Raw genomic sequence first — 25,943 nt, forward strand, 5'->3', positions numbered from 1 at the left:
TGTTTAATATACAGCAGTCAGTTGTTGTTCTGGTTCTATGTGCGTACGCTTATCATTAAAGGCATTTAATAATGCTTCATCTAATTCGCTTGACTCACGTTTTTGTAAATCTATTTTTTGCATCATAAGTTTGTAATCTTTTGGTATAACTTTTACGACTTTATTAGCCACATTTTCAAAATCTGCTAATATCGCTTTAGCTTTTGTGCTGTCTGTATATTTCACATGTTCTTCTAACATTTCTTTGAGTACAGCACGTTCTTCATCAACTGTAATCGCATCAAAATCCAATGTATCAAGACTATTTTCTTCTTTAAATTGTGCAATGTCTGAAGGGAAGATATAACTTACGCCACCACTCATACCTTGGCCAAAGTTTTTACCTACATCGCCTAGTACAACGATACGACCTCCAGTCATATATTCAAGCCCATGATCTCCAATGCCTTCAACTACTGCGTGGACACCACTATTACGGATACAGAAACGTTCACCTGCTTTACCATTAATAAATGCTTTACCATGTGAAGCTCCATAGAAACAAACATTACCAGCAATAATTTCACGTTCACGTTGTTCATTTGGCGCATTTACAATAACTTTACCACCAGACAAACCTTTACCAACGTAGTCATTTGCATCTCCTGTATGATGAATTGTTAATCCACTTGGTGTATATGCTGCCAAACTTTGTCCAGCATGACCAATCGTCTTAGCATAAATTGTATCTTCAGGTAAACCATCTCGACCGTGTACACGCGTAATGGCACTACCTGTAATTACGCCTACATCTCGTTGTTCATTATTTAAACGGTATTCACCTTTGAATGACTTACCTTGTTCAATAGCAGATTGCGCTTCAGGATAAAATTCTGTAAGGTCAAAACCAATATCTAAATGATGATTTTGTTCAATTTTTTTGAAGCGGTCACCTTCATGTTGATATAATAATGCTTCGATATCCATTGAAGCGGCTTTCGGACGACGCGAAGCCAAGTTTGTTGTACGTTGCAATAAGTCCGTTCTACCTATTAATTCATCAACAGATTTCAATCCTAATTCAGCTAATATTTCTCTAAGTTCTTCTGCAACAAAGTGCATAAAGTTAACAACATGATCTGCTCTACCTCTATATAATGCACGTAGGTCTTGGTTTTGTGTCGCAATACCTACTGGGCAAGTATCTTTATGACAAACACGCATCATGATACAACCTAAAACAACTAATGGAGCAGTCGCAAACCCAAATTCTTCAGCTCCTAAAGCACAAGCATAGGCAACGTCTTTACCTGTAAGTAATTTACCATCAGTTTCAACTTTAACTCTTGATCTCAAATCGTTTAACATTAATGTTTGATGCGTTTCAGCCAAACCAATTTCCCAAGGTACTCCTGCATGTTGAATACTTGTTTTCGGTGAAGCACCTGTTCCGCCATCATAACCACTGATAACAATCTTATCTGCATATGCTTTAGCGACTCCAGCTGCAATCGTACCGACACCTGTTTTAGAAACAAGCTTCACCGTAATGTTTGCATCTTTGTTAGCATTTTTTAAATCATGGATTAATTGAGCTAAATCTTCAATAGAATAAATATCATGATGTGGCGGCGGCGAAATCAATCCAATACCTGGCGTAGAGCCCCTTACTTCTGCAATCCATGGATACACTTTCGTGCCCGGTAGTTGTCCACCTTCACCCGGTTTAGCGCCTTGTGCAACTTTAATTTGAATTTCTTTTGCATGTTGCAAGTAATCACTTGTTACACCAAAACGTCCTGATGCTACCTGTTTAATCGCACTTGAATGATTACGCCCTTCTTCGTCGATAGTAAAACGTTCAGGGTTTTCACCACCTTCACCGCTATTACTCTTGCCACCCATTCTATTCATAGCTTCTGCAAGTGTCTGATGCGCTTCTTCAGAAATAGAACCGTAACTCATTGCACCTGTATTAAATCGTTGAACAATTGCACTCGCTGGTTCAACTTCACTGATATCAATCGCTTCACGTTTCTTAAACTCCATGAGGTGTCGAATGTGATCCGTACGTTTATGATTTACTTCTGTTGAAAATTGCTTGAATTTTGCATAGTCATTCGCACGACAAGCATGCTGTAACAAATGAATCGATGTTGGGTTAAAGGTATGATGTTGACCTTGTTGACGCCATTGGAATGTACTACCTGATTCTAAATATTCACTTTTAGGTGTTTGTCTTCCTTTATTCTCTTTATCAATCATATCTATAGATATACCTGACAATTTTGACTGTGTACCTGTGAAATATTTTTCTACAACTTCATCCGAAAGACCAATTGCTTCAAATATTTGTGCCCCTTGATAACTTTGCACAGTAGAGATACCCATTTTAGCCATGACTTTAATGACGCCCTCTGATAATGTATCTGTATAGGTTTGAACATTTTCATAAACATCCCCATCTATACGCCCTTCTAACACTAATTGTTCAATCGTACGTTGTGCTAAATAAGGTACTACGGCATTCGCGCCATATCCTAGTAAACACGCCACATGATGCACTTCTCTCGTTTCACCTGATAAAGCGACAATACTCGTACGCATACGTAAATCTTCTCTAATTAACAACTGATGAATATGACTCACTGCAAGTAAAATAGGCATTGCATAGCCCTCTTCAGTAGCTAACATACGATCATTTAGCACCAATATTTCATTTCCTTCTTTTACAGCACGAATCGCTTGATCACCCAATGCTTCTAATGCAACTTCTAAATCATCTTTATATAATGTTGAAAGATGCTTCACACTAAATCTACTATTTTCAATAGCATCTAGTTGCCCTTCAGTGATGACAGGACGTTTCAGTTGAATTCTATTCAATACATCTTCGTTTGGATTTAATAAATTACCTTCACTACCAAGATAAGTCAATTCACTCGTAACAATCTTCTCACGATACGCGTCGATAGGCGGATTAGTTACTTGCGCAAATAATTGTTTGAAGTAATTGAATAGTGTTTCATCTTTTTCATTCAAGGCTGCTACGGGCACATCATAACCCATGGCACCAATTGGATCTTTCTTACTTTCTACCAACTCTGTCATATATTTGTCCATTTCTTCTCTAGTATAGACAAATTGTTTTTGCAAACGCTCAAGTGTAGATTTATCCCATTGCGACGGTTGATAAGTAACATGATCTAAGTCCAAATCAACTGTAAATTGTTTTAACCAACTTTCATATGGAAGTTCATCTGCAATACGTGCTTTCAATTCATTATTTTCAATGACTTTATTTTCTTTAAAATCAACCAATAATAATTTACCAGGATTCAATTGTCCTTTATAGGCCACATTTTCCTCTGGCACATCAATGACGCCGACCTCAGATGAAAAAACTATATAATTATCATTAGTAATCGTATAACGTCCTGGTCTTAAACCATTTCTGTCAGTTAATGCCCCTATTTTGTCTCCATTACAGAACGAAATCATTGTTGGACCATCCCAAGGTTCCATAAGATAACTATAGAATTCATAAAATGCACGGACATTCGCATCATTCGCTTTATTATATAACCATGGTTCAGGAATCATTAACATAGCTGCTCTTTCTGGTTCCATCGCTAAAGATAAAAATTCCAAAGCATTATCAACAATTGCAGAATCACTTCCGTCTTCATCGACAACCTCTTTTACTTTATCTTTATCATCACCAAAAATAGTTTCAATAAGTTCTGCTTGACGTGCTCTCATCCAATTCACATTACCTTTAATGGTATTGATTTCACCATTGTGCATTAACAGCCTATTGGGATGCGCACGTTTCCAACTTGGGAACGTATTTGTACTAAAACGAGAATGTACAAGTCCTAATTTAGATACATATGTTTCATGATTCAAATCTTTATATAATGCTTTGATTTGATCAGAACGTAACCATCCTTTATAAACAATCGTTCTATTAGATAAACTTGTAAAATATAAATCTAAATGTTGTTGATTTGCGTAGTTTTCTATTTGTTTACGCGCTAAAAATAACTTGCGTTCTATATGTGAAACATCGTTTAATGCAACGAATACTTGTTGAATATGAGGCATTGTTTCAGCAACATGTGCAGCAATTGCATTGACGTCTACTGGCACATCTCTATAACCAATAACAGTTAATCCTTCAACTTCAAAATGCGCATTAAATTGAGCTTCATGTTGAGAACCCGCAATTTTCTCATTTGTAAAAAACATTCCAACTGCATATTGCCCTTCTTCTGGTAAATCCCAATCAGTTTGTTCAGCAAAATAAGCATAAGGTACTTCAGTCATAATACCTGCACCATCACCGGTAATACCGTCTGCGCCAATACCACCACGGTGATCTAATCTACGTAACATTTCTAATGATTTTTCAACTATATCATGATTTCTTTGATTATCCATATTGGCATAAAATCCAATACCACATGCATCATGTTCTTCACGACTATCATATAAGCCCAATTTTTTATTATATTCGAGCATGATGTTCACCTCTTTTAAGAAAATTCTGAATATTAAATAAGTAAGTAAACTATATAGCAGTTAATTAATCTGTTCAATATATAAAATAGATGATATCATTCTAATTATTAGAACAGTTGCAATGTTAGGAGGATGAATCATTGGAAATTAAACAATTAAAGTATTTTATAGAAGTTGCCAAGAGAGAACATTTATCTGAAGCAGCGCTTGAATTGGATATTGCACAATCTGCAATCAGTCGCCAAATCACACAATTGGAAAAAGAATTACAAGTTACTTTATTCAAACGCGAAGGAAGAAACATTTATCTTACCGAGGAAGGAAAACAATTATTTTCAGAAGCTACTAAAATCATCGAACAATTAGATGAAACAATTCGTTTATTCCACAACCAATCAGAGTCTAATCATTTTGTAATTCATATTGGCTATGTTGAAAGCTATATCTCTCAAGTTCTCACCTTACTCATTCAATCATTTGAAAACGAAAGTGATTCTATAGTCGAACCTATTCTAATGGAGGAAAGCGAAATTTTAAACGCATTACTTACTGATCAAATCGATATTGCCTTTACAGAATTATCACATGAAATTAAACAAAATCACACATTAAAAGTAAATCCATTATTTGAAGAAAATTATCATATTTACGCACCAAAAGATGACCCTATCACAATGGCTACCAATCCGCCATTAGCACAATTTTCAAATACATTGATTTATGAACTTTATGCTTTACCTCAGAGCATGAAACAGATATTAGGTAAAGTGATTGAATCGCCAATTCGTACAGTCACCCATCCTCAATTAGCTCAATATTTATTAAATCATCAACGCGCCTATATTATCACCGCTTCTTATCATTTATTAGATAAAAACCCTGGAAAATGGGTAGATATTTCACTAGAACATACAGAACTCAAACGTACTATTTGCAGTGTCACTCGTAAAGATAATAAAAAACATGATATACAGCTAATGAATGCAACTATCGATCAATTACTTAGTCGAAGTGCAACTTATCATTAATTTATTATTAAAACCAATAAACATATAAATCTTTGAATTCGTTATATTAGGGGCGTATAATCACATTGTCTATAAAGAGAGAGGACTGAATTAAGACAATGGCAGTGAAATCAGCATTCAACCGCCCATTTAATTGGGTCATCTTATTATTTTGTATCATCTTTGTAGGTTTATTTATTTTCACATTTGTAAATGAAAAGTTTTATCAAACGCCAATCGGGCAAATTACACATATTGAAAATAAATCAACTTCCCAAATTACAGATGAACATCATAATAAAGATATTAAGCATAAAGAAACTTTTAAAATCAAAATTTTAAACGGTAAATTTGAAGGAAAAACGGCAACGATTCAACATGATTATGTAGAATCTCAAGCAGATAGCGAAGCTTTTTCAAAAAATAACAAAGTACTCTTACATATAGATAAACATCCAAATGATGCTTATATTACCGAGAAAAAACGCGACAGTCTTGTGGTCGCTGTGACCGGCTTATTTTTATTAACTGTATTGCTCGTTGGTAGAAAAATCGGCTTACAATCCATTTTATCTTTAATTATTAATACTCTAATAGTTATATTAGCCATTTATATCCATAATCAATCACCCACAGTTAGTTTGTTTGCTTTAATGAGCGTAGGTATTGTTATTTCTACGACATTAACGCTATTATTAGTCACCGGTTGGCAATGGCGTACACTCATCACGATTATCAGTACCTTACTCGGAACTTTTCTTTGTATCGGGCTTACGCAACTAGTTATTCAACTGACAGGTGGCCAAGGCTTAAAATTTGAAACAATGACTTTCTTAACATTACCACCTAAAGAAGTGTTCCTCTCTTCAGTGATGATCGGTTCACTTGGTGCTGTTATGGACGTTGCTATTACGATTGCCAGTGGTATGAATGAAATATTACGTCGTACACCTAACATTAGCATGGCCAGATGGGCATTAGCTGGGCGTAATATCGGCCAAGATATCATGGGAACAATGACCAATATCTTACTCTTCTCATATCTATCTGGAAGTTTACCGATGATACTTCTATATTTAAAAAATGAAAATACCATTACATACACCATTTCCATGAATTGGTCATTAGAAATTTCCCGGGCAATCACAGGCGGTATAGGTATCGTCTTAACTATCCCCATCACAATTTTATTAATGCAATTATGGTTTAAATTGCGAGGTGTCAGACAATGAGTGCAATAACAATTTTAGCTATCCTACTCTTCATTTTAATGATTGCTTTTGGCGGTAAAAAAGGGTTAATTTCTTATTTGACGTTATTTTTGAATTTCGTCATCTTACTCATCGCCATTGTTATTATTATATTCGGTGCGCCTATTTACGTTGTGACAATCATTTTTTGTATCGTCATTGCATCGTGTAACTTATTTGTATTAAATAGTTATAATACTAAGACTAAAGCAGCGTTTTACGCTACTCTATTAACTACGATTATTTTGATTGCTGCCATCTATCTTTCTGTTGCCATCGGGCATTTACAAGGTTTCACTACCGAGCAACAAGATGAGACCTATATCTTTTCCATGAATATTGGTATAGATATGGTGAAATTTATGGTCTTCACTGTAGTTTTAGCAGTAATAGCAGTGGTTATCGATTTAGCAATCACAATAAGTTCTCCAATGTATGAATTAAATGAAGCCAATCCTAATTTAAGCCAAAAAGAATTATTTCATTCAGGTATGAGAGTAGGCAGAGAAATTTTAGCAACATCGGCAAATACGATTTATCTCGCATATTTCGGAGGCCAATTAACTTTGTTTTTCTGGTTCTTTAAGTTAAATTATTCTTTTGGTCACATCATTAATTCTAAGATTTTTGTGCAAGAATTCATTTCTATCTTATTAGGTGGTATCGCTGTTGCCATCAGTATTCCAATAACAGCTTGGTTATCTTCATTATTAATTAAAAATGAAAAGCCCATCGATAAAAAATCAGAACATACAGTAGATTAATAAACGACCACCAACACTATCATTTCACAATAGCGTTGGTGGTTTTTTAATTTAAAAGTAGTTCACTTCACTATTATTAATGTTTAATAGAAAGTTTTAAACAAAGCATTGTCCCTATAAATACTAACTTTTGTTATTAAACGGCTTTGTTTAGATAACTATCGTCACGGACGTCTATTAAATTTATTTAATTCTCCGCTAAAATATGCACGCTCGCCGTGGACCACATAATCCAAACCATGTTCTTCTTCTTTTTTATCTGTACCTAGTGCACTAAATAATCCAATGACCCTTGCAATAATATAAGTCAACACACCGCTAAAAATGATTGTGACGACCACAGCAATGATTTGTACAGTGATTGTTTGTATGCCGCCTCCAAAGATCAAACCATTGGTAACCCCTTCATTCACTTTATGGGATTGGAAAATACCTGTTAAAATTGCACCTACAACGCCTCCAATACCATGTATACCAAACGCATCTAATGCATCATTATATTTCAACTTCACTTTGATATAATTGATTGCAAAATAACAACAAATACCACCTATAAGCGCAATAATTATTGCACTCATATAGCCAACGAAACCAGCTGCCGGAGTAATTGCAACTAATCCAGCCAGCACGCCTGATAACATCCCAATCAAACTCGTTGTCTTTTTCATTAGATGCTCCATCACTGACCAACCTAATGCGCCAGCACTTGCTGCTAAGACTGTATTTACAAATGACGTCATTGCAATACCATCAAATGTCAAAGCACTACCAACGTTAAAACCATACCAACCTACCCAGACTAGTATAGCGCCAATAAGCGTAATGATTAGATTATGCGGTGGACGTTTATCAAAATTCTTTCCAGCTCCAATCATAATTGCTAGCACTAAGCCAGACACACCTGAAGTAATATGTACGACTGTACCTCCAGCGTAATCAATTGCGCCTATCTGATCAATCCAACCGCCGCCCCAAACCCAATGAGCTACTGGACTATATACAAGAATCACCCAAAAAAACACAAATACCAAATATGGTATAAACTTCATTTTTTCAGCAATTGAACCCGACAAAATAGAAACTGCAATTGTACAAAACATTAATTGAAATAGCATAAATAAAGCTAAAGGAATATTTGGAGAAATATCCGCTTGAGTACCGAAACCAACATGTTGCAGGCCTAAATATGTAAAATCACCTAAAAATGTATTTCCAGACCCAAAGCTAAGACTAAAACCCAAAATCACCCAAGCAAATGTCACCACTACGATTGCAGACATACTCTGCATAACAGTATTTAAAACATTTTTCGATTGTACGAGTCCACCATAGAATAAGCTTAATCCAGGCGTCATCAACCAAACGAGTAGCGTACATAAAAATAGAAATAGCGTATCATTCATATTCAATTCTCTCACCCCTTTGAAAAAAATCATACGATGCCTCAATTAAAATAGCAAAAACGCGTCATGTAAAATAACACTATGTGTTAACTTTCATGACGCGTTTTACGATTGATTTATATTCTATAACGCATAATATACACGGGTCGATCTTCTAATAAACTTTCTCCTACATATTCATACTGACAATGTTTATACAACTGTTGCGCCTTTTCATTATCATCATTAACTGTGAGATAAATCTCATTAATACTTGGAAAATATTGTTTCACATAATGTGGTAATTGTTGAATAACTTGCTTTCCGTATCCTTGGCCACGATAATCAACGCCTATACTAAATGATCTGAAAAATATCGCATTCGGATTAGCAGTATACGCTTCTACGCCTTGGCCTTCGTGTAAAGTAAAGAATCCAATACATTGCTGTTGCTGGTTGTATATTAAAGTCGGATGTCGATCTAAATCCTCTTTTGCAAGTTTGATATTTTCTTGAGGTGTTTTAGTAAATTGAAGGTCTGACTCTGCAATATTAATTCCTAGTACATCATCAAAAAGTGATGCACCATAGGGTTCGAATTCAAGTCTATCTTCTAACTTACAGTTAAAATCGTTATCTAACCATGTTAGAACGGCTGGTGCTATTATTTCACGATCTGTTTTATAGATCCATTTTAAATCCGTAATCTCTTGAGCAGGTTTTATATTGGACCAATCTATTTTTTCTGTTGTATAAAAACAATTAAGTTCAGTCTTTGTATTTTTTTGAGGGTAAGCATCGCCAACCACAGTTGTAATATAATGTAAGCTTGTTTCTGGTATATGAATTTGCAGTTCTTCTTGTAGCTCTCTATGTAAAGCTTGTTTATGTGTTTCACCCTCGTCTATTTTGCCACCTGGAAAGTAATACTTTTGCCGATGTCTCGCTTGTACAAGCAATATTCTCTCTTCCTCTTGCACTACTAAACAAACGCATTTAATCATGCTTGATTCACCTCACACGTATCAGTAATTTTATCTCACGAATTGAGCGTACTATTGTTTTAAATTCATAGCTTTATGGTATCATATTTTATTATTCAATCTCACCTTTACGTGCAATACAAGCATAGATTTAACTACTTCTCCCTAAATAAATGTTATAATATTGTACGATACACTTAACATGGAGGTTCTAAAGTAATGGCTAAAAAATCAAAACTCAATCGTGTTTCTAACACTATCAACTTTGTAGGTATAGCAGTAGAAGGATTTAACTGGTATGCTTATCAATCTAAAAATAAGAAATTAATGTATGCAAGCATGACTATATCAAGCGTGGGAGCTATACTTGATTTTTATACTGCCTTGAAATCACCACGTAAATTTACTAAAGTTTTCTCAACATTTACATTAGCAAGTACGTTATATACAACTGCTAAACGAGTGAAATCTTTGCGCAGCCAATCTAAATAGATGTTCAAATGATTTAGTAAACACTATCAAGGCTTCTGATATATAATAAAACACGTATAGAATACATTGGTTCTTCAATGTATTCTATACGTGTTTTTTATCTATAAAATGAATTAATGAATATATTTATATGAACTTACTTGTGATGCTGGTATTGTTCTCGTCGTAGCAATACCTGGAGAAGCACTATAGTTCATCTCAGAAACTGTAATACTACCATTTGAGTTAACTGATTCTACGAAAGCTACGTGGCCATAATACCCTGCGTCTGATTGCAATATAGATCCAACTGTCGCTCTATGATCTACAGTATAACCGTCTGCTGCTGATGCAGTATCCCAGTTATTAGCGTTCCACCAATAGGTACTGATTCCTTTACCAATTTGTGCACGTTTGTTAAATACATGCCACGTACATTGTCCCCAATCATACAAATTAGAATGATTAAATTTCGGTGTATAATATCCTGACGAACCTGAAGTACCTGAACCACTCGTTGAAGTCGAACCTGATACTTTTAACTTTTGTCCAGGATATATATTGAAGCTTGTTAAATTATTCAAACTCATAATTTTTTGGTATGTCGTTCCATATTTAGCTGCAATTGCCGATAAAGAATCACCTGATTTTACTGTATAAGTAGTTGTACTACCACTACTTGTGTTACTTGAACCACTTGTTGAAGTCGAACCTGACACTTTTAACTTTTGTCCAGGATATATATTATAACTAGACAAACCATTTAAGCTCATAATCTTTTCATAGCTTGTACCATATTTAGCCGCAATACCAGATAAAGTATCACCTGATTTTACTGTGTATGTTGAAGTTGATGACGTATTAGAAGCTGTATTAGAACTTGTTGTCCCAGATACCTTCAATGACTGATTTGGAAAAATAACATTAGATGTCAAATTATTTAATGATTTTAATTTAGCTACTGAAACATTAAATTTATTCGCTATTGACCAAAGTGAGTCACCACTTTTAACTTTGTATGTTGAAGCAGCTTCTGCATTCGTTGAAGTAGCAGCTGCCAACGCACTCGTCCCTATTACAGTTGCAATTATTTTTTTACGCAATTATGTAAACCTCCCAAAATTGTATTGTACGCTATGTACACATGATCACTACCCCATTATACATCTTAAAGCCACAATTTAGTATATTATTTATATGACATTATTATTACAATAGCAAGCAATTCTATAACACATAAGACAATATATTTCTCTTTCTCTTTATATACTGCACATTATATATTATTTCCAGTTCAATCCCCTTTGACCTATGCGTTAAAATGTACATCATATAGCATCATATTACGTTTTTTATTTTAATTATCGTTAGGTATAGCGTAGTATAATCAATATTTAGCATTGACATGTGAACGATATGTCTATACTGTGGGTACCGATATGGTATTGAAATTATTTTGGTATTTTACGTCTGAAATTGAATTTGTAATGGATATCAATAGCTATAGAAACGTATCCCAACACAGACGACTAATATCACACATCATTTTTACACATTTCCATAATATTTGTAGTTTTTAAATTATCAGAGTATTCTAACAATAATTAATTCGTATTACTGGAGGTAATCATTTGACTAAAGAAATAGAAAATAACGAAAATCATCAAGACTTGCGTATCCGAAGCAAAGTTATTAGTGAAGGTGTGAGCCGTACACCAAATCGCGCTTATTTACGTGCCCTTGGTTTTGAAGATGAAGATTTCAAGAAACCAATGATTGGAATTGCTAGTACCTGGAGTGAAGTTACACCATGTAATATGCATATCGATGGTTTGGCACGCGCCTCTAAACAAGGTGTTAGCGAAGCAGGCGCCTCACCATTAATTTTTAACACAATAACTGTTTCGGATGGTATTTCAATGGGAACTGATGGAATGCGCTTTTCTCTACCGAGTCGTGAAATTATTGCCGACTCTATAGAAACCGTTGTAAGCGCAGAAAACCTCGATGCAGTCGTAGCTATCGGAGGTTGCGATAAAAATATGCCTGGTTGCATGATTGGTATCGCACGCCTGAATTTACCAGCTGTATTTGTTTATGGGGGCACAATATTGCCTGGTAATTTAGATGGAAAGGATCTCGATGCCGTATCCGCGTTTGAAGGGGTTGGACAGTATAACAATGGAGAAATTGATGATGAAGCATTGCACAAAGTAGAATGTGCTGCTTGTCCAGGTGCTGGCGCATGTGGAGGCATGTTCACTGCCAATACGATGTCTTCAGCAATTGAAGCAATGGGTATGAGTCTACCTGGCAGCGCCTCTCATCCTGCTGTATCAGCTAATAAAGCTAAAGATAGTCGTGCCGCAGGTAAAGCAGTATATAAATTATTAGAACAAGGTATTTATCCAAAAGATATTATGACTAAAAATGCTTTTGAAAATGCAATTACAGTGGTTATGGCTTTAGGTGGTTCTACAAATGCCATTTTACATTTACTTGCCATTGCACACACTATAGAAGTTGACCTTACATTAGATGACTTTGAAAAAATTCGTAAGCGTGTCCCACATATCGCAGATTTGCGACCAAGCGGTAAATATGTGATGGCACACCTTGATGAAGTAGGCGGCATACCAGCTGTAATGAAACTTTTACATGACAAAGGATTGCTTCATGGTGACTGTCTTACTGTAACAGGTAAAACTGTTGCTGAAAATCTAGAACATCAAGCAGACCTTACAGATAATAAAGAAATAATTAATTTTGAGCAACCCAAACATGAAACAGGACCACTCGTAATTTTAAAAGGTAACCTTGCTCCCGAGGGTGCAGTTGCTAAAATTTCAGGGCTTAGTGTGACTTATATCAATGGACCAGCACGTGTCTTTGACTCTGAATCTGCAGCAACAAAAGCGATTCTTAATAATCAAATCAAACCTGGTGATGTTGTAGTCATACGATATGCCGGTCCTAAAGGGGCACCTGGAATGCCAGAGATGCTTTCAGCCTCTTCAATTTTAGTTGGTAAAGGACTTGGGGAATCCGTGGCCTTACTTACCGATGGCCGTTTTTCAGGTGGTTCTCATGGTCTCGTAATTGGTCATGCAGCACCTGAGTCACAAGTTGGTGGCCCTATGGCTTTATTGGAAGAAGATGATAAAATCACTATCGATGCCGACAATCTAGAAATTAGTTTCGATGTTTCTGAGAAAGAGTTAGAACGTCGTCGTGCACAATGGCAATGCCCTCCTTTAAAAGCGACCAAAGGAACCCTTGCGAAATATGCAAAACTTGTTTCATCAGCTTCTAAAGGTGCTATCACTGATTAAATTAAATTTATAATAATTAAACGATTTAAAAGCACAATCATAAAAACGCTTAGTATAAAGCTTATGATTGTGCTTTTATCTGTGTATTTAAAGACACTTAAGGATGCGCAATTGTTTTTAAAATTTATTTAAATTCATATAAGCATATTCCATTACTATTTAGGGATTGCAAAACAAAATGACGCACAATTATATTATTATGTAATTAACAAAACAAAGCGAGGTGAAAAACTATGTCATTTATCATCGACATCATCAAAAAAATCATCGGTTTATTCACAGGTAAATAATGCTTAAGGCTTATACAAGCTCTCAATATTATAATATTGAGAGCTTGTTTTAATTCCACTAAACACAAATGTTTGCGCTAACATACAAAAAAATATATTTACACACAAAAATAAAAACTTCTCGTACAAAATGCACGAGAAGTTTTTACTATATGAACTGAACGACAAAAATCAGAACTATAACTATTGGCAAAACAAACTTGATTAAATAATACCATGGCATAAATAACTTAAATTTATCTTTACCAAAATGCGCTTTCAAATCTTTTTTGTTTAATAACTGTCCTACTACCAACGTTGTGCCTAAAGCACCCAAAGGCATTAATATATTAGAAACTAAAAAGTCCATATTATCAAAAATTGTACCGGCTCCAAATTGTATACCGCTCAAACTACCGAACGATAATGTCGCTGGTATACTAATAATAAATACTAGAACGCTAGCACAAAATGCAACAGGTTTTCGTTTAGCATTATCATTCTTAGTGAAATTCGACACATTTAACTCTAATAGTGAAATTGAAGATGTCAGTGCTGCAAACAAGAATAATATTAAAAAGATTAAATAAAACCCTGAACCAAAGGCCATTTGATCAAATACTTTTGGCAATACTTTAAATAACAACCCTGGACCTTCTGTCGGTTTATAGCCGAAAGCAGTGATTGCTGGAAATATCGCTAAGCCTGCTAAAATAGAAACTAATATATTCATAGCTACTATAGAAACGGCTGAGGTCTTAATTGTCATTTCCTTAGAGGCATAACTTGCATAAGTAATCATACCCGTAGTACCTAATGATAATGTGAAAAAGGATTGTCCTAATGCAAATAATATACCTTGCATGGAAATATCTTCTAAACGAGGTTGTAATATATATTTTAGCCCTTCCATAGAACCATCAAGTGTGAGTGATTTAATAACTATGACAATTAAAAAGATGAATAGCAATGGCATCATAAATTTAGAGGCTTTTTCTAACCCTTTTTCTACACCCATCATCACAATAATCATCGTTAATAATATAAAAACACCTTGCCCTATTATTGTTAAAAATGGATTGCCAATAATTGCTTCAAATTGTATATTTCCTAGTTTATTATCACTAAACGTTACTATTTGTAACGCTACATTAAATATATATATGATAATCCATCCACCAATAACACTGTAAAAACCAAATAGTACAAATACTGCTAAATTACCATTCCATCCAATAATATTGAGCCATTTTTTCTTTGTTAATTTTTCATATATTTTTGTTGTATAAGTCTTCCCCATTTTACCTACAGTAAATTCCATCATAAGCAACGGCAAACCAACAAATATCGTAAATACTAAAAACATTAATAAAAATGCGCCACCACCATATATACCTGCCATATATGGAAATTTCCACATAGCGCCTAGTCCTATTGCAGAGCCTGCACTTGCTAAAATAAAGCCGGTCGACGACTTCCATTGTGATTGTTTATTCATAACGTTACATCCTTTATATTTTGCAAAACTTTATTGCGTTAAAGCGTTTGTGTGAGATAGCATATACTATACCATTTTTCGCACTTGCACTCAATAGTAATTTCAAGATATGTTCTACAGCAATAAAATTTCCTTCAAAATAGGTACTGTTAAGTTAAATTGTATATTCTGTGTCAATTCATAAAACACAATACTTTCAATATTATAAATTGTCAGAAATTTTATTGAATTAGGTTGTATTCTATGTTAAAGTTGCTTGTGTTTTGTGCAAGTAAATCTCCTTGAAATTGAGGTATATGAAATGAATAGACTCGTATTAATATCTGGTCTCATGCTCTTCTCATTTTTCTTTGGAGCAGGTAACTTAATATTCCCACCAATGTTAGGTTATACAGCTCAAGAAAATATGTGGATTTCTATGACTGGATTCGCTATAACTGGCATCTTATTGCCATATATTACAGTCGTTGTCGTAGCCTATATGAACGGCGGCGTCGAAAGTATTGGGAACAAAGTTCATCCTATTTTTGGAACAATATTTGCTATTTGTATATATTTATCTATCGGTGCATTATATGGTATCCCTCGAGCTGCTAATGTTGCTTACGAAATCGGGACAAATCATATTTTACCAGTACACAATCATTTAACATTACTTATTTTCTCTATTATCTTTTTCATTATTGTTTATTTTATCGCTTTATATCCAAGCCGTATTATAGATAACTTAGGAAAATATTTAACACCAATTTTAATTATTATCATAGCCGTTTTATGTATTCTTGTAATTATTAATCCTGATGGATCTATTGGTCATGCCAATGGAGAATACGCCAAGACACCTATTGTCTCTGGTATATTGCAAGGCTATTTCACAATGGATTTAGTCGCTGCTTTAGCATTCTCAGTAGTAATAGTACAAATGTTTAAGCTCAGTGGTGTAAATGATCATAAGACACTTGTGAAAAATGTTATCAAGTCTGGATTTATTTCCGCTATCTTATTACTTATCATTTATTTTGCTTTAGCATATGTAGGCGCCACAACAAGTCATGCAGGGCTACAAGATGGTACAGGTATTTTGACTTATAATGCCTTACGCGTATTCGGACCAGTTGGTAACTTAATATTTGGCGTAATCGTTATACTTGCGTGTTTAACAACATGTGTAGGTCTTGTAAATGCGTGCGCGGCTTTTGCTATGAAAAAATTGCCGAAGATATCTTATAAGATGTTCGTTCTTATCTTTTCTTTGCTCGGCTTCTTAGTTTCAATATTAGGTCTAGACCTAATATTACAAATCGCCGAACCATTATTAACGTTTATTTATCCAACTTCTATTGTTTTGGTCATTATTTCGTTGATTAGTATCTTTATTCCCTTTGAACTGAAATACGCATTTATCATACCAACGATAGTAACTTTAATAATTTCAATATTACAGATATTTAATGATTTCAACTTATTTACGCTTTTAGTACATCTGTACCAAGCCTTGCCATTAGCTAATATACAACTTGCTTGGCTTCTGCCATTCATTGTATTACTACTACTCGGTTTAGTCATAGATTTTTCCATTAAAAATCATAATAAAACTACACCATAAAATAAAAAAGTCCAACGAAGCTTAAATGCTTGGTTGGACTTTTTCGTCTACTTCCTATTATTAATATTATTAAACAAATACCTATTAACATGTTTTATATTATATAAATTTGCTATGATGAACATAATCAATATTATTTAATATTGAAGTATTATTATGTATCAAACCTGACCTGAGCACATTGCAATTTCAAAATTTTATTGTAGGAGAAATGATAAATGAGCCAATTTAACGACTTTTTACAATCTTTTGAGAATGATAAACATAAAGAAATTATGACAGACGTCTTAAAATGGGTTGTAGAAACATTTCCTGAACTTGAAACAACTATTAAATGGAATCAACCCATGTTTACACACCACGGCACTTTTATCATCGCATTCAGTAAATCCAAGCAACATTTTTCAATTGCCCCTGAAGCTAAATGTTTGAATGCATTTAATGAGCGTATCAATGTCGCGGGTTATTCACAAACCAATAATTTATTTCGTATAAAGTGGACACAAGAAATCGACTTCAATCTTCTTAAAGACATGATTCATTACAATATTGAAGACAAGGTAAACTGTACTACTTTTTGGAGATCTTAATTATTAATAAAAAAGCTGTGACAACGTCTCGAAATGTTGTCACAGCTTTACAGTTCAACCTGCAAAAACCTTAGTTTAAATATTATTCATAATCTTCAAAAAAGGCTATGATATCTTGTTCAACTTCAATATGACCTTCACCATAGGTCATCAAATGTTTGCATAACTTATATCCTTGAATCTCTTTTTGTTCATGTGAAATATGTTCATATATGTATTGCGCACTTGTTTCATATGACGCATCATCTTGTTCACCGTATTTTATCGTAATAGGTGCACTAATTTGGTTAACCTTTGACATGATATCTTCTACCATTAGCTGGAACTTGTTTAATTCAGGAGTATAGTCTTCAATTTGGTTTAGTTGATTAGTTATTTCCTGTTGCTCTAACCCAATTAAATCCCCCATACGCTGCCCATAATATTTTAATCTATCAGCAAGCCCAGCGTCGTCTTTTCTATACGGTGTGGACATGATTGCAACTGAATCAATCGGTTTGTGCTCTGCTAATTTCAATGCTAATAATCCACCTAAAGATAGACCACAGACACTAATTTTCGAATATCCTTTTTCTACTAAAAACTGATACCCCTCTAATACGTCTTGCCACCATTGATCTGTATCATAAGTCATAAGCGCTTCAAGCATTAACCCATGACCTTTGTATGAAGGCACGTAGCACGTAAATCCTGCAGTGTTTAATTGAGTTGCCAATAGCTTCATATCACGTACAGTACCTGTGAATGAATGTAATAATAATATAGCATGTTCTGATTGGTTGCTTTCCAAAAATATTGGACTTGGTGCTTTAACTTTGATCATTAATTGTCACTCCAAAATTCAAATTCATTACTCATTCTAATAGATATCAAAGAAACATACAAAATCCTATAGTTAACAACTGACTTTAATACTTTTTAACTAAGTCATTAACAATTAAAATGAAGTTACCTATAATGGCAACTTCATTTTAATTATATTGCTTTTTATCAAAAAATTGTAACTCATAGACAGATTTTTCATCATAAGTATTAAAACTATCTATTTTTCCATTAAGATGTAGTTCTTGTGTTTTTCTACTAACGTTATGTTTATAAGTGATTTTCACGTTTAAATCTGATTGATATCCGTTATTTTGAATGGTATTTTCTATTTCAGTAAATACATCTTTATTTATAGGAAGTAAATAACCTTCTTTACTTGGTAAAATGTTTACATATTTTTCTTGTAGTACATCCTCCGAGCCAATGTATATTTCAATTTTTATATTCTTAGCTGCCCCGCCACCCAAGTTATATAATTTCATATAATCTTGTTCAGATTCACTATCAATACCTGTATTTTTCAACTGTAATTGATTATGGTCACGCGTAATCAATATTTGATTAAAACTAAGCGCTGGCAGAAAGCTAATCTTCATTTGATACAATTGGATACTTACAGACACAAAATAAAATAGCGCCATGATAAATGTTCCCAGTGAACCGATTGCCGATATAATATTTATCATAATTTTACACCTCCAATATTTTAATTTATAAGGAAAGATATGTAGTGTAACATATAATCTATTGTTAAAATATAGCAATCACCTTTTCAAAAACAACTTATCAAATTCAATGATAAGCATTCACATAAATATACTACTAATTAATTTTATAACATGCATCCTTTTTTATGAAGTGTTTTTAAAAACAAAAATTTACTTAAAGTTATTATATATTTAATTTATAATAACTCAAATTATATGATATTATAAAATGTATAAATTACTTTTTAAAATTAAGAGGAGTCCTATATGATAATCAAAAATGAATACACACAGCGTTTTACTAAATTGAATATATGTATCATTACGCTCTTACTCTCATTCTTTTACCTGTTTATGTCCTCTTTCAAACCTATTTATGCTGCAGATACCTATGCTTCTATGTCAGAATTAATGGAAAATACCGAAGAGGGCTCCGACTGGATTATCTCAACGGATGAAACATATAGCGCAAACATTATTGCTGCCATACACGGAGGTAGTATTGAAGCTGGTACTACTGAGCTGTCAAAGATAATTGCTGACGATGGCAATTATAATTACTATAGTTTCGAAGGTATTCGCTCAGTTAATAATTCCGAATTACATGTAACTTCAACTCATTACGACGAACCTATTATTGAAAATATGCAAGCTCAAATGTCAAATTCTGTAATGATACACGGTGCTGGCGGGAATGAACCTGCTGTTTACCTTGGAGGCAGTGATGATACATTACGTGAAGCTATCAAAGAACAATTAGAACGTAGAAACTTTAATGTGGCACCAACGCCAAGCTATCTACAAGGCACATCATCTCAAAATATTGCAAATAGAAATGCCAAAGGGGCTGGAGTTCAATTAGAGTTAACAACTGCTCTACGCCAATCATTTTTTATTAATGGCAACCTCTCAAGTTACTCCCGAAATGATCCAAGTAATTGGAGTGATCAAATGTATGCATTTGCTAGCGCTGTAGATGCTGCTCTACAAGAAGTAAACTCATAAACATATCTAAGTATATAAAATCATTTCTTTTTAATTTTTGTAATATTCACACAAATTAGTGTATAAATTTCATCAATTTCAACAAATATTCGCTTTCTGTAATAAGGTATAATATATTATGACGTAATTTATAGAAAATGAGGTAATAAAAATGGATGCATTGAAAATTAATAAGCGCTTAATTATGACACCTGGCCCTGTAAGCGTGGACCCCCGCGTTTCTCAGGCTATGTCTAACTCTATTTTAGGTCAATTTGATTATGAATTTGTAGATATTATGAATCAAACAATGGCACTTATTCGCCAGTCATTTTTGACACAAAACAAATGGTCATTTCCTATTGATGGCACAAGTCGTGCTGGTTTAGAAGCAGTCATTGCAAGTATCGTGAAACCAGGAGATGATGTGCTCGTACCAATTATTGGTCGCTTCGGTTACTTGTTTACAGAACTTGTAACACGCGCTGGCGGAGTTGTACATAATATAAAAAAACCAATGGGAGAAGTTTTTGATCAAGATGAAATCATAGAAGCTTTAGATCGCATTAATCCAAAAGTTCTTGCAATCGTACACGGTGAAACATCTACTGGTCGTTTACAGCCTATTGATAAAATTGGCCACGCTTGTAAAACTCGTGGTATTTTTTCAGTTGTAGATGCTGTAGCTACATATCAAGGCATGGTCATCCCTGTTGATGATTGGGAATTAGATGCCGTAATCGGTGGTGCTCAAAAGTGTTTATCTATCCCTTCTGGTATCACCCCTATTACATTCAATGATAGATTTAGCGAAGAAATCAACCGTCGTAAACGTGTAGAACTCGGTATACGCTCTAATGAAATCACTGAACAAGATGATTTCATCAGAAGTAACTATTTAGATTTAACTCAGTTACAAGACTATTGGAGCCCTAAACGTTTAAATCATCACACTGAATCTACTACATCAATTTACGCTTTATATACCGGTTTAAAATTAGCACTCGCAGAAGGTATTGAAAATCGTGCCCATCGCCATAGCTATCATCAAGAAGGGTTAAAGTTAGCCTTAAAAGCATTAGGCCTTGAAATTTTTGGCGACGAATCTAATGAAATGAAAATGGTTATTTGCGTGAAAATACCACAAGGTGTAGATGACAATGCTTTTAGATTAGGATTACTCAAAAACTATGGTATCGAAATTGCAGGTTCTTTCGGCGAATTACAAGGAAAAATTTGGCGAATTGGAATCATGGGTTACGCCATAGAGAAGCAAAACATTTTAACTTTCTTATCTGCTTTTTCAATTTATCTCGCATATCAAGGCGTAGATAACCTTAACCTAGAACAAGCTGTAAGCACTTTGCTCAAATATTATGAAACAAGCGAATAATCTCCATACACAAAAAAGCAGCCGTTGACTCATAGCGGCTGCTTTTTATTTTTAAATAAGATGTAGTTAATTATCTTCAATCACGTTTTGTTTCGAGGCAGGATAACCAAAGATAAAGAATAGTATAGACATTATAATTAAAGCTATAATACCTGAAACCCAATTTCCTGTAGCATCATGTAGATAACCAATCAAGAATGGGCCGATAGCTGCTATTAAATAACCCACTGATTGCCCAAAACCAGACAATGCAATACTACCTTCACTCGTGCGCGCACGTATAGAAAAAAACGTCATACATAAGCTGAAGCATGCCCCCATCGCCAATCCAGCAATAATAATACCTACTACAAGCAATACGAGTGATTGAGTAAAGAATAAACTAAACCCTAGTAAAAATAAAATCGTGATAATCACTATTAAAATACGTTGGTCTTTCAACTTAGATGCGATAATTGGAAATGTGAACGTCATTGGCACTTGGGAAAATTGATTTAACATTAGTAAATAGCCAGCAGTTGATGGATCTAATCCTCTATCAACGAGTATTGATGGCACCCATGCCACAACGGTATAAAATATCATTGACTGAAAACCCATTGTCAAAGCAACCATCCATGCTAATTTTGATTTTACAATACTCACCTTTTTAGTTTTCTTTGCCTGATATTGAGTGGCAGTAGCTTTCTCCATTTCAGTACCTTTACGCGCTTTGGGCAACCAAAGTATAATGGCAATTACTGCAAGAATAATCCAAAATGCTAAAGATAGTCTAAAACCTATTGGCGTTATTTCTGAAAGGGGGAAACTTAATCCACCTCCTAATCCAGCAGTAAAGTTCATCGTCCCACTATAAATACCTGTAGCTAATCCGATCTGCATTGGAAAATACCATTTAACATAACTCGGTAGCATAACGTTACCAAATGCAATAGCGACACCGAGTAATATTGTCCCAATCAAAAACACATTAAAATCTCCAGCTACTCTTAAATATAAAGCTATAATTAACAGTATAGTAGAATATAATATCGTTCGAGACATTGTTAAACGAGATGTGACCTTTGATACCAGCGGAGAGACAATAGCAAAAATAATTAGCGGTATAGTAGTTAGAATGCCAGCAATACTATTATTAATATCCATGACTTGTTTAATTTCATCTACTACTGGACCCACTGAAGTAAGTGGTGCACGTAAAGTAGAAGCAATGAATATAATAGCTAATACCACGCCCCAATTTTCTTTAATTCTATGTATACGAACCGGTTCTGTCATCTTATACCACCTTTCTTTTTCATCTTTAGTTATAATAATAGAACGAATCGATCAAACATATCTTATTTGAACGATTCGTATATAAACAATTCTCTTTAATTAACTATTTCTGTCGCTTTTTCTAAGACAATACGTGTGCCGGCTTTACCATTAAGTGCATCAATTGCATCATCTAATGAACAGATAATAGATTCTTTACCCAATTCAGCAAATTGAATCGCAGCTTCTATCTTAGGTAACATACTCCCTGCTGGAAATTGTCCTTCCACAACATAATTTTTAGCTTGCTCAACAGAAATGGTTTCTAACTTTTGTTCATTAGCTTTACCAAAATTCACATATACATTTGGAACATCTGTCAGCATCATGAACGTATCTGCTTCAACTTGTTGCGCCAACTTTAACCCTGAGCGATCTTTATCGATAACAGCTTCTACACCATGGATTGTTCCATTTTCGTCTCTATAAACTGGTATACCGCCACCGCCAGAAGAAATTACAATCGCTTGATTAATTAACGACTTAATCTGCTCTACGCCATGAATCACTAAAGGTTCTGGAGATGGAACGACACGACGGTACCCTCTACCTGCATCTTCGACCATTACAAAACCGTGTGTTTCCTCTAAACGTTTAGCTTCTAATTCGTTAAAAAATACGCCAATAGGTTTTGATGGATTTTTAAATGCTGGATCATCTTTATCTACTTCTACCATTGTAAGTAAGGTTACAACACTGCTATCAATATTTAAAGATTCCAAGTGGTTTTTTAAGGCTTCTTCCATCATATACCCAATAAAGCCTTGTGATTCAGCATTACATGCGTTAATAGGTAACGGTTCTACAATTTCTTTCGCCGCTTCATTTTGCGCTATAATATTCCCCACTTGCGGACCATTACCGTGTGTGACTACAACATTGTAGCCTTTCTCTTTTAACTCTGCCATTTTACGTGTAGCAGCATATACATTGTTATATTGATTTTCATATGATGCTTCTTGTTTAGGTTGTAATATTGCATTCCCGCCTAAGGCAAGTACAACTCGCTTACCCATATGTTTCACTCCTTAAAGTTAGTGCTACATACATACCATACAATGTATCTTTTCCCGAAGTTGATCCAACTTCTAACAATTGGTTCATGTGATATAATGATGGATCATGTTGTAGCACTGAAATTTTCGAACTAAATTGTCCTTTTTGTGCACATTTCAAAAAAGTTTCACCGACTAGCGTAGTAAGCGGCTTTTCAAGTATATGTGCTAATATTTCTAAATTTCGATTCGTTATATATGGATGAATAAAATGAACAAATAACATACCTGTTAATATATCATCACCTGAAGGCGTGAGTCCTTGTCCTCTACCTATAATATGGCGATAATAAGTTTCAACTGTTTCCCCGTTTTCGTACTCTAATAAGTGCATAAACTTTTTCATTTTTTCGTAATCAAAGTCTGTTTGATGATACTCTGAAAAATCGTAGTGCTTTATGTTACATTCAAATTGCTTAATATGTGTAGTGCTATTCCAGTCATTAATTGGTAATTGTTCAACTTGCCATACAAGTTGATATGATGCATTAAGATAAATTGCATTAGGGCCTAATTTGATAGTTTGGCCCTTATCAATCACCTTAAGTAATTGAGCTTTTGTTTGTTGATCAATGACAATACCAAACGGAAAAGTTCCATTTTCATCACTTCCTACAAATATAAGCTCTTGTTTCTCACTTACAATATTAAATCCTTTTTTAAAAATACTATGCACGTAGAACGATTTTCTCTTTTCCAATATTTCCTGGGCAATCTTGCCTATCGCTGTAGCGTGAAAAATCACGCTTTAAAGCCTAATTTCTCAGCGTAAGCTGTAATTGCTTTTTCAAAACATTCTATTGGAGGATGGACAGTACCAGCACCAATTTGACCATAACCAGCTATTTTATGCGCAATACCTGTATTAATTACAGGTGTAATACCTGTTTCTACAACTTTACGTGCATCTATGCCTAGACAAGCGCCCTTAAAGTTCCATGTCGGAATCGCAAAGTTAGGATTTTCACCAATACAAATCTCTGTCATTTCATTACTGATTTTTAAGGCATCATCAAAACCGCCCGTTCCAACAAATCTCGTAACAGCAGGTGCAGCAATCATTGCCATACCACCTACACCAATCGTTTCCGTAATTGCAGAATCTCCAATATCCGTATTAGCATCATCCGCAGAATAACCAGTGAAATATAAGCCTTGTGGTGTATTAACGGGTGCAGTAAACCATTGATCGCCCATACCTGCAATACGTACGCCAAAATTTTCACCATTACGACACATAGCAGTCACTACGGTTCCATGTTCGATTTGACGCGCAGCATCCATCATTGCTTTTCCAGTAGCCATAGCAATATTTAAGAAAAATTGGTCTGTATCAGCTAAGAATTGAATAACTTCTGTACGCTGTGCTTGTTCAACATCTTCTAAGTCGCTAATAATTGGCGTCACTTCTTTAAGAAACGCTAATGAAGCTGCAATATTACGTTGATGGAATTCGTCACCCATGGCAATCGCTTTAGCAATTAACACATTTACATTCAAACCATCTTTCATTTGGTGCAAGGCTTTACTTAATACTGGACCTAATACATCTTTCATCCAATGCAGACGATTGACTACTGTTTCATTATAAGCACCAAAACGTAGCACCGCACCGATACCTTCATTCATTTGGCAATAAGCTTCATTACCACTTTCTCTATTTTCAACTACGAGTACAGGCATATTTGCAGATGTTATACCTCCCATAGGCCCCACAGCATTCACATGATGGCAAGGTATTAGAGTGATCTTTCCATTTTCTAATAATTCACGTGCACCTTGTTCGTTACTCGCCCAACCTTCAAAAAGAATGGCACCTACACAAGAACCTTGCATCGGATCAGTCATATTTTCATATTCAATTGGCGGTCCAGCATGTAGCAAGACATGGTCTGTAAGTTCAGGAATTTTAGATTTGGCAGGTACCACATCTACTAAAAATGGCGCTGCTGCAATCATTTTGTCAATAACCGCTTGGTTAGCTTCATCTATTGTTTTGTAACCCAT

20 protein-coding genes are annotated in these 25,943 nt (G+C 34.6%); 9 read left to right on the plus strand and 11 right to left on the minus strand.

Annotated elements, in window-relative coordinates; genetic code table 11:
• Positions 1-3 precede the first annotated feature (3 nt).
• The gene (gene gltB / locus PYW31_RS11870; RefSeq protein ID WP_046836855.1) at positions 4-4,503 is read right to left on the minus strand and encodes a glutamate synthase large subunit; all 4,500 of its coding nucleotides are present in this window, start codon (positions 4,501-4,503) and stop codon (positions 4-6) included.
• A 140-nt stretch (positions 4,504-4,643) separates the two neighbouring features.
• On the opposite strand from gltB, the gene gltC reads away from it, so the two are divergent.
• From gltC to PYW31_RS11885, 3 genes are all read left to right on the plus strand, one after another.
• On the plus strand, positions 4,644-5,531 hold the full coding sequence (gene gltC, locus PYW31_RS11875; RefSeq protein WP_046836856.1) for a glutamate biosynthesis transcriptional regulator GltC: 888 nt from the start codon (positions 4,644-4,646) through the stop codon (positions 5,529-5,531).
• A gap of 98 nt (positions 5,532-5,629) precedes the next feature.
• Positions 5,630-6,742 carry a YibE/F family protein gene (locus tag PYW31_RS11880; protein ID WP_046836857.1) on the plus strand — a complete coding sequence of 371 codons (1,113 nt, stop codon included), beginning with the start codon at positions 5,630-5,632 and terminating at the stop codon, positions 6,740-6,742.
• Complete coding sequence (locus tag PYW31_RS11885) at positions 6,739-7,524, plus strand: YibE/F family protein (RefSeq protein ID WP_046836858.1); 786 nt, start codon at positions 6,739-6,741, stop codon at positions 7,522-7,524. Before PYW31_RS11880 ends, PYW31_RS11885 begins: the two co-directional genes overlap by 4 nt.
• 164 nt (positions 7,525-7,688) lie before the next feature.
• Here the strand turns inward: PYW31_RS11885 and PYW31_RS11890 are convergent, their stop codons facing one another.
• A complete protein-coding gene (locus PYW31_RS11890) occupies positions 7,689-8,933 on the minus strand; it encodes an ammonium transporter (RefSeq protein WP_046836859.1) in 1,245 nt (414 codons plus the stop codon).
• A 110-nt stretch (positions 8,934-9,043) separates the two neighbouring features.
• Complete coding sequence (locus PYW31_RS11895; RefSeq protein WP_046836860.1) at positions 9,044-9,910, minus strand: GNAT family N-acetyltransferase; 867 nt, start codon at positions 9,908-9,910, stop codon at positions 9,044-9,046.
• 198 nt (positions 9,911-10,108) lie between these two features.
• On the opposite strand from PYW31_RS11895, the gene PYW31_RS11900 reads away from it, so the two are divergent.
• Positions 10,109-10,381, plus strand: coding sequence for a hypothetical protein (locus PYW31_RS11900; protein WP_046836861.1), 273 nt, complete (start codon positions 10,109-10,111; stop codon positions 10,379-10,381).
• 113 nt (positions 10,382-10,494) lie between these two features.
• Here the strand turns inward: PYW31_RS11900 and PYW31_RS11905 are convergent, their stop codons facing one another.
• On the minus strand, positions 10,495-11,463 hold the full coding sequence (locus PYW31_RS11905; protein ID WP_046836862.1) for a LysM peptidoglycan-binding domain-containing protein: 969 nt from the start codon (positions 11,461-11,463) through the stop codon (positions 10,495-10,497).
• Positions 11,464-11,991: 528 nt separating this feature from the next.
• Between PYW31_RS11905 and ilvD the strand changes: the two genes are divergently transcribed.
• Positions 11,992-13,692 (plus strand): dihydroxy-acid dehydratase, encoded by a 1,701-nt coding sequence (ilvD, locus tag PYW31_RS11910; protein ID WP_046836863.1) that lies wholly within the window; start codon positions 11,992-11,994, stop codon positions 13,690-13,692.
• A gap of 438 nt (positions 13,693-14,130) precedes the next feature.
• Here the strand turns inward: ilvD and PYW31_RS11915 are convergent, their stop codons facing one another.
• On the minus strand, positions 14,131-15,459 hold the full coding sequence (locus PYW31_RS11915; RefSeq protein ID WP_046836864.1) for a sodium-dependent transporter: 1,329 nt from the start codon (positions 15,457-15,459) through the stop codon (positions 14,131-14,133).
• Between the two features lie 301 nt (positions 15,460-15,760).
• Here PYW31_RS11915 and brnQ point away from each other — a divergent pair, with 301 nt between their 5' ends.
• Together brnQ and PYW31_RS11925 are read left to right on the plus strand one after the other, a co-directional pair.
• Positions 15,761-17,065, plus strand: a complete 1,305-nt coding sequence (gene brnQ / locus PYW31_RS11920) for a branched-chain amino acid transport system II carrier protein (RefSeq protein ID WP_046836865.1) — start codon at positions 15,761-15,763, stop codon at positions 17,063-17,065.
• Between the two features lie 218 nt (positions 17,066-17,283).
• Complete coding sequence (locus PYW31_RS11925) at positions 17,284-17,655, plus strand: iron chaperone (protein WP_046836866.1); 372 nt, start codon at positions 17,284-17,286, stop codon at positions 17,653-17,655.
• Positions 17,656-17,737: 82 nt separating this feature from the next.
• On the opposite strand, the gene PYW31_RS11930 is transcribed toward PYW31_RS11925, so the two are convergent.
• Together PYW31_RS11930 and PYW31_RS11935 are read right to left on the minus strand one after the other, a co-directional pair.
• Positions 17,738-18,478, minus strand: coding sequence for an alpha/beta hydrolase (locus PYW31_RS11930; RefSeq protein WP_046836867.1), 741 nt, complete (start codon positions 18,476-18,478; stop codon positions 17,738-17,740).
• 148 nt (positions 18,479-18,626) lie between these two features.
• Positions 18,627-19,166: a hypothetical protein gene (locus PYW31_RS11935; protein ID WP_046836868.1), complete on the minus strand. Its 540-nt coding sequence runs from the start codon at positions 19,164-19,166 to the stop codon at positions 18,627-18,629.
• Between the two features lie 288 nt (positions 19,167-19,454).
• On the opposite strand from PYW31_RS11935, the gene PYW31_RS11940 reads away from it, so the two are divergent.
• Both PYW31_RS11940 and PYW31_RS11945 read left to right on the plus strand, forming a co-directional pair.
• The gene (locus tag PYW31_RS11940; protein ID WP_053042475.1) at positions 19,455-20,192 is read left to right on the plus strand and encodes a poly-gamma-glutamate hydrolase family protein; all 738 of its coding nucleotides are present in this window, start codon (positions 19,455-19,457) and stop codon (positions 20,190-20,192) included.
• Between the two features lie 151 nt (positions 20,193-20,343).
• On the plus strand, positions 20,344-21,564 hold the full coding sequence (locus PYW31_RS11945) for a pyridoxal-phosphate-dependent aminotransferase family protein (protein ID WP_046836869.1): 1,221 nt from the start codon (positions 20,344-20,346) through the stop codon (positions 21,562-21,564).
• A 66-nt stretch (positions 21,565-21,630) separates the two neighbouring features.
• Here PYW31_RS11945 and PYW31_RS11950 read toward each other — a convergent pair whose 3' ends face one another.
• The 4 genes from PYW31_RS11950 to PYW31_RS11965 form a co-directional block, all read right to left on the minus strand.
• The gene (locus PYW31_RS11950) at positions 21,631-22,842 is read right to left on the minus strand and encodes a CynX/NimT family MFS transporter (RefSeq protein WP_046836870.1); all 1,212 of its coding nucleotides are present in this window, start codon (positions 22,840-22,842) and stop codon (positions 21,631-21,633) included.
• Positions 22,843-22,937: 95 nt separating this feature from the next.
• Complete coding sequence (arcC, locus tag PYW31_RS11955; protein WP_046836871.1) at positions 22,938-23,897, minus strand: carbamate kinase; 960 nt, start codon at positions 23,895-23,897, stop codon at positions 22,938-22,940.
• Positions 23,890-24,636, minus strand: coding sequence for an oxamate carbamoyltransferase subunit AllH family protein (locus PYW31_RS11960; RefSeq protein ID WP_235602246.1), 747 nt, complete (start codon positions 24,634-24,636; stop codon positions 23,890-23,892). Before PYW31_RS11960 ends, arcC begins: the two co-directional genes overlap by 8 nt.
• 41 nt (positions 24,637-24,677) lie before the next feature.
• A complete protein-coding gene (locus PYW31_RS11965) occupies positions 24,678-25,943 on the minus strand; it encodes a YlbE family protein (protein ID WP_046836873.1) in 1,266 nt (421 codons plus the stop codon).

Origin of the sequence: Staphylococcus succinus, from assembly GCF_029024945.1 — a bacterium.
Taxonomy (GTDB): domain Bacteria; phylum Bacillota; class Bacilli; order Staphylococcales; family Staphylococcaceae; genus Staphylococcus; species Staphylococcus succinus.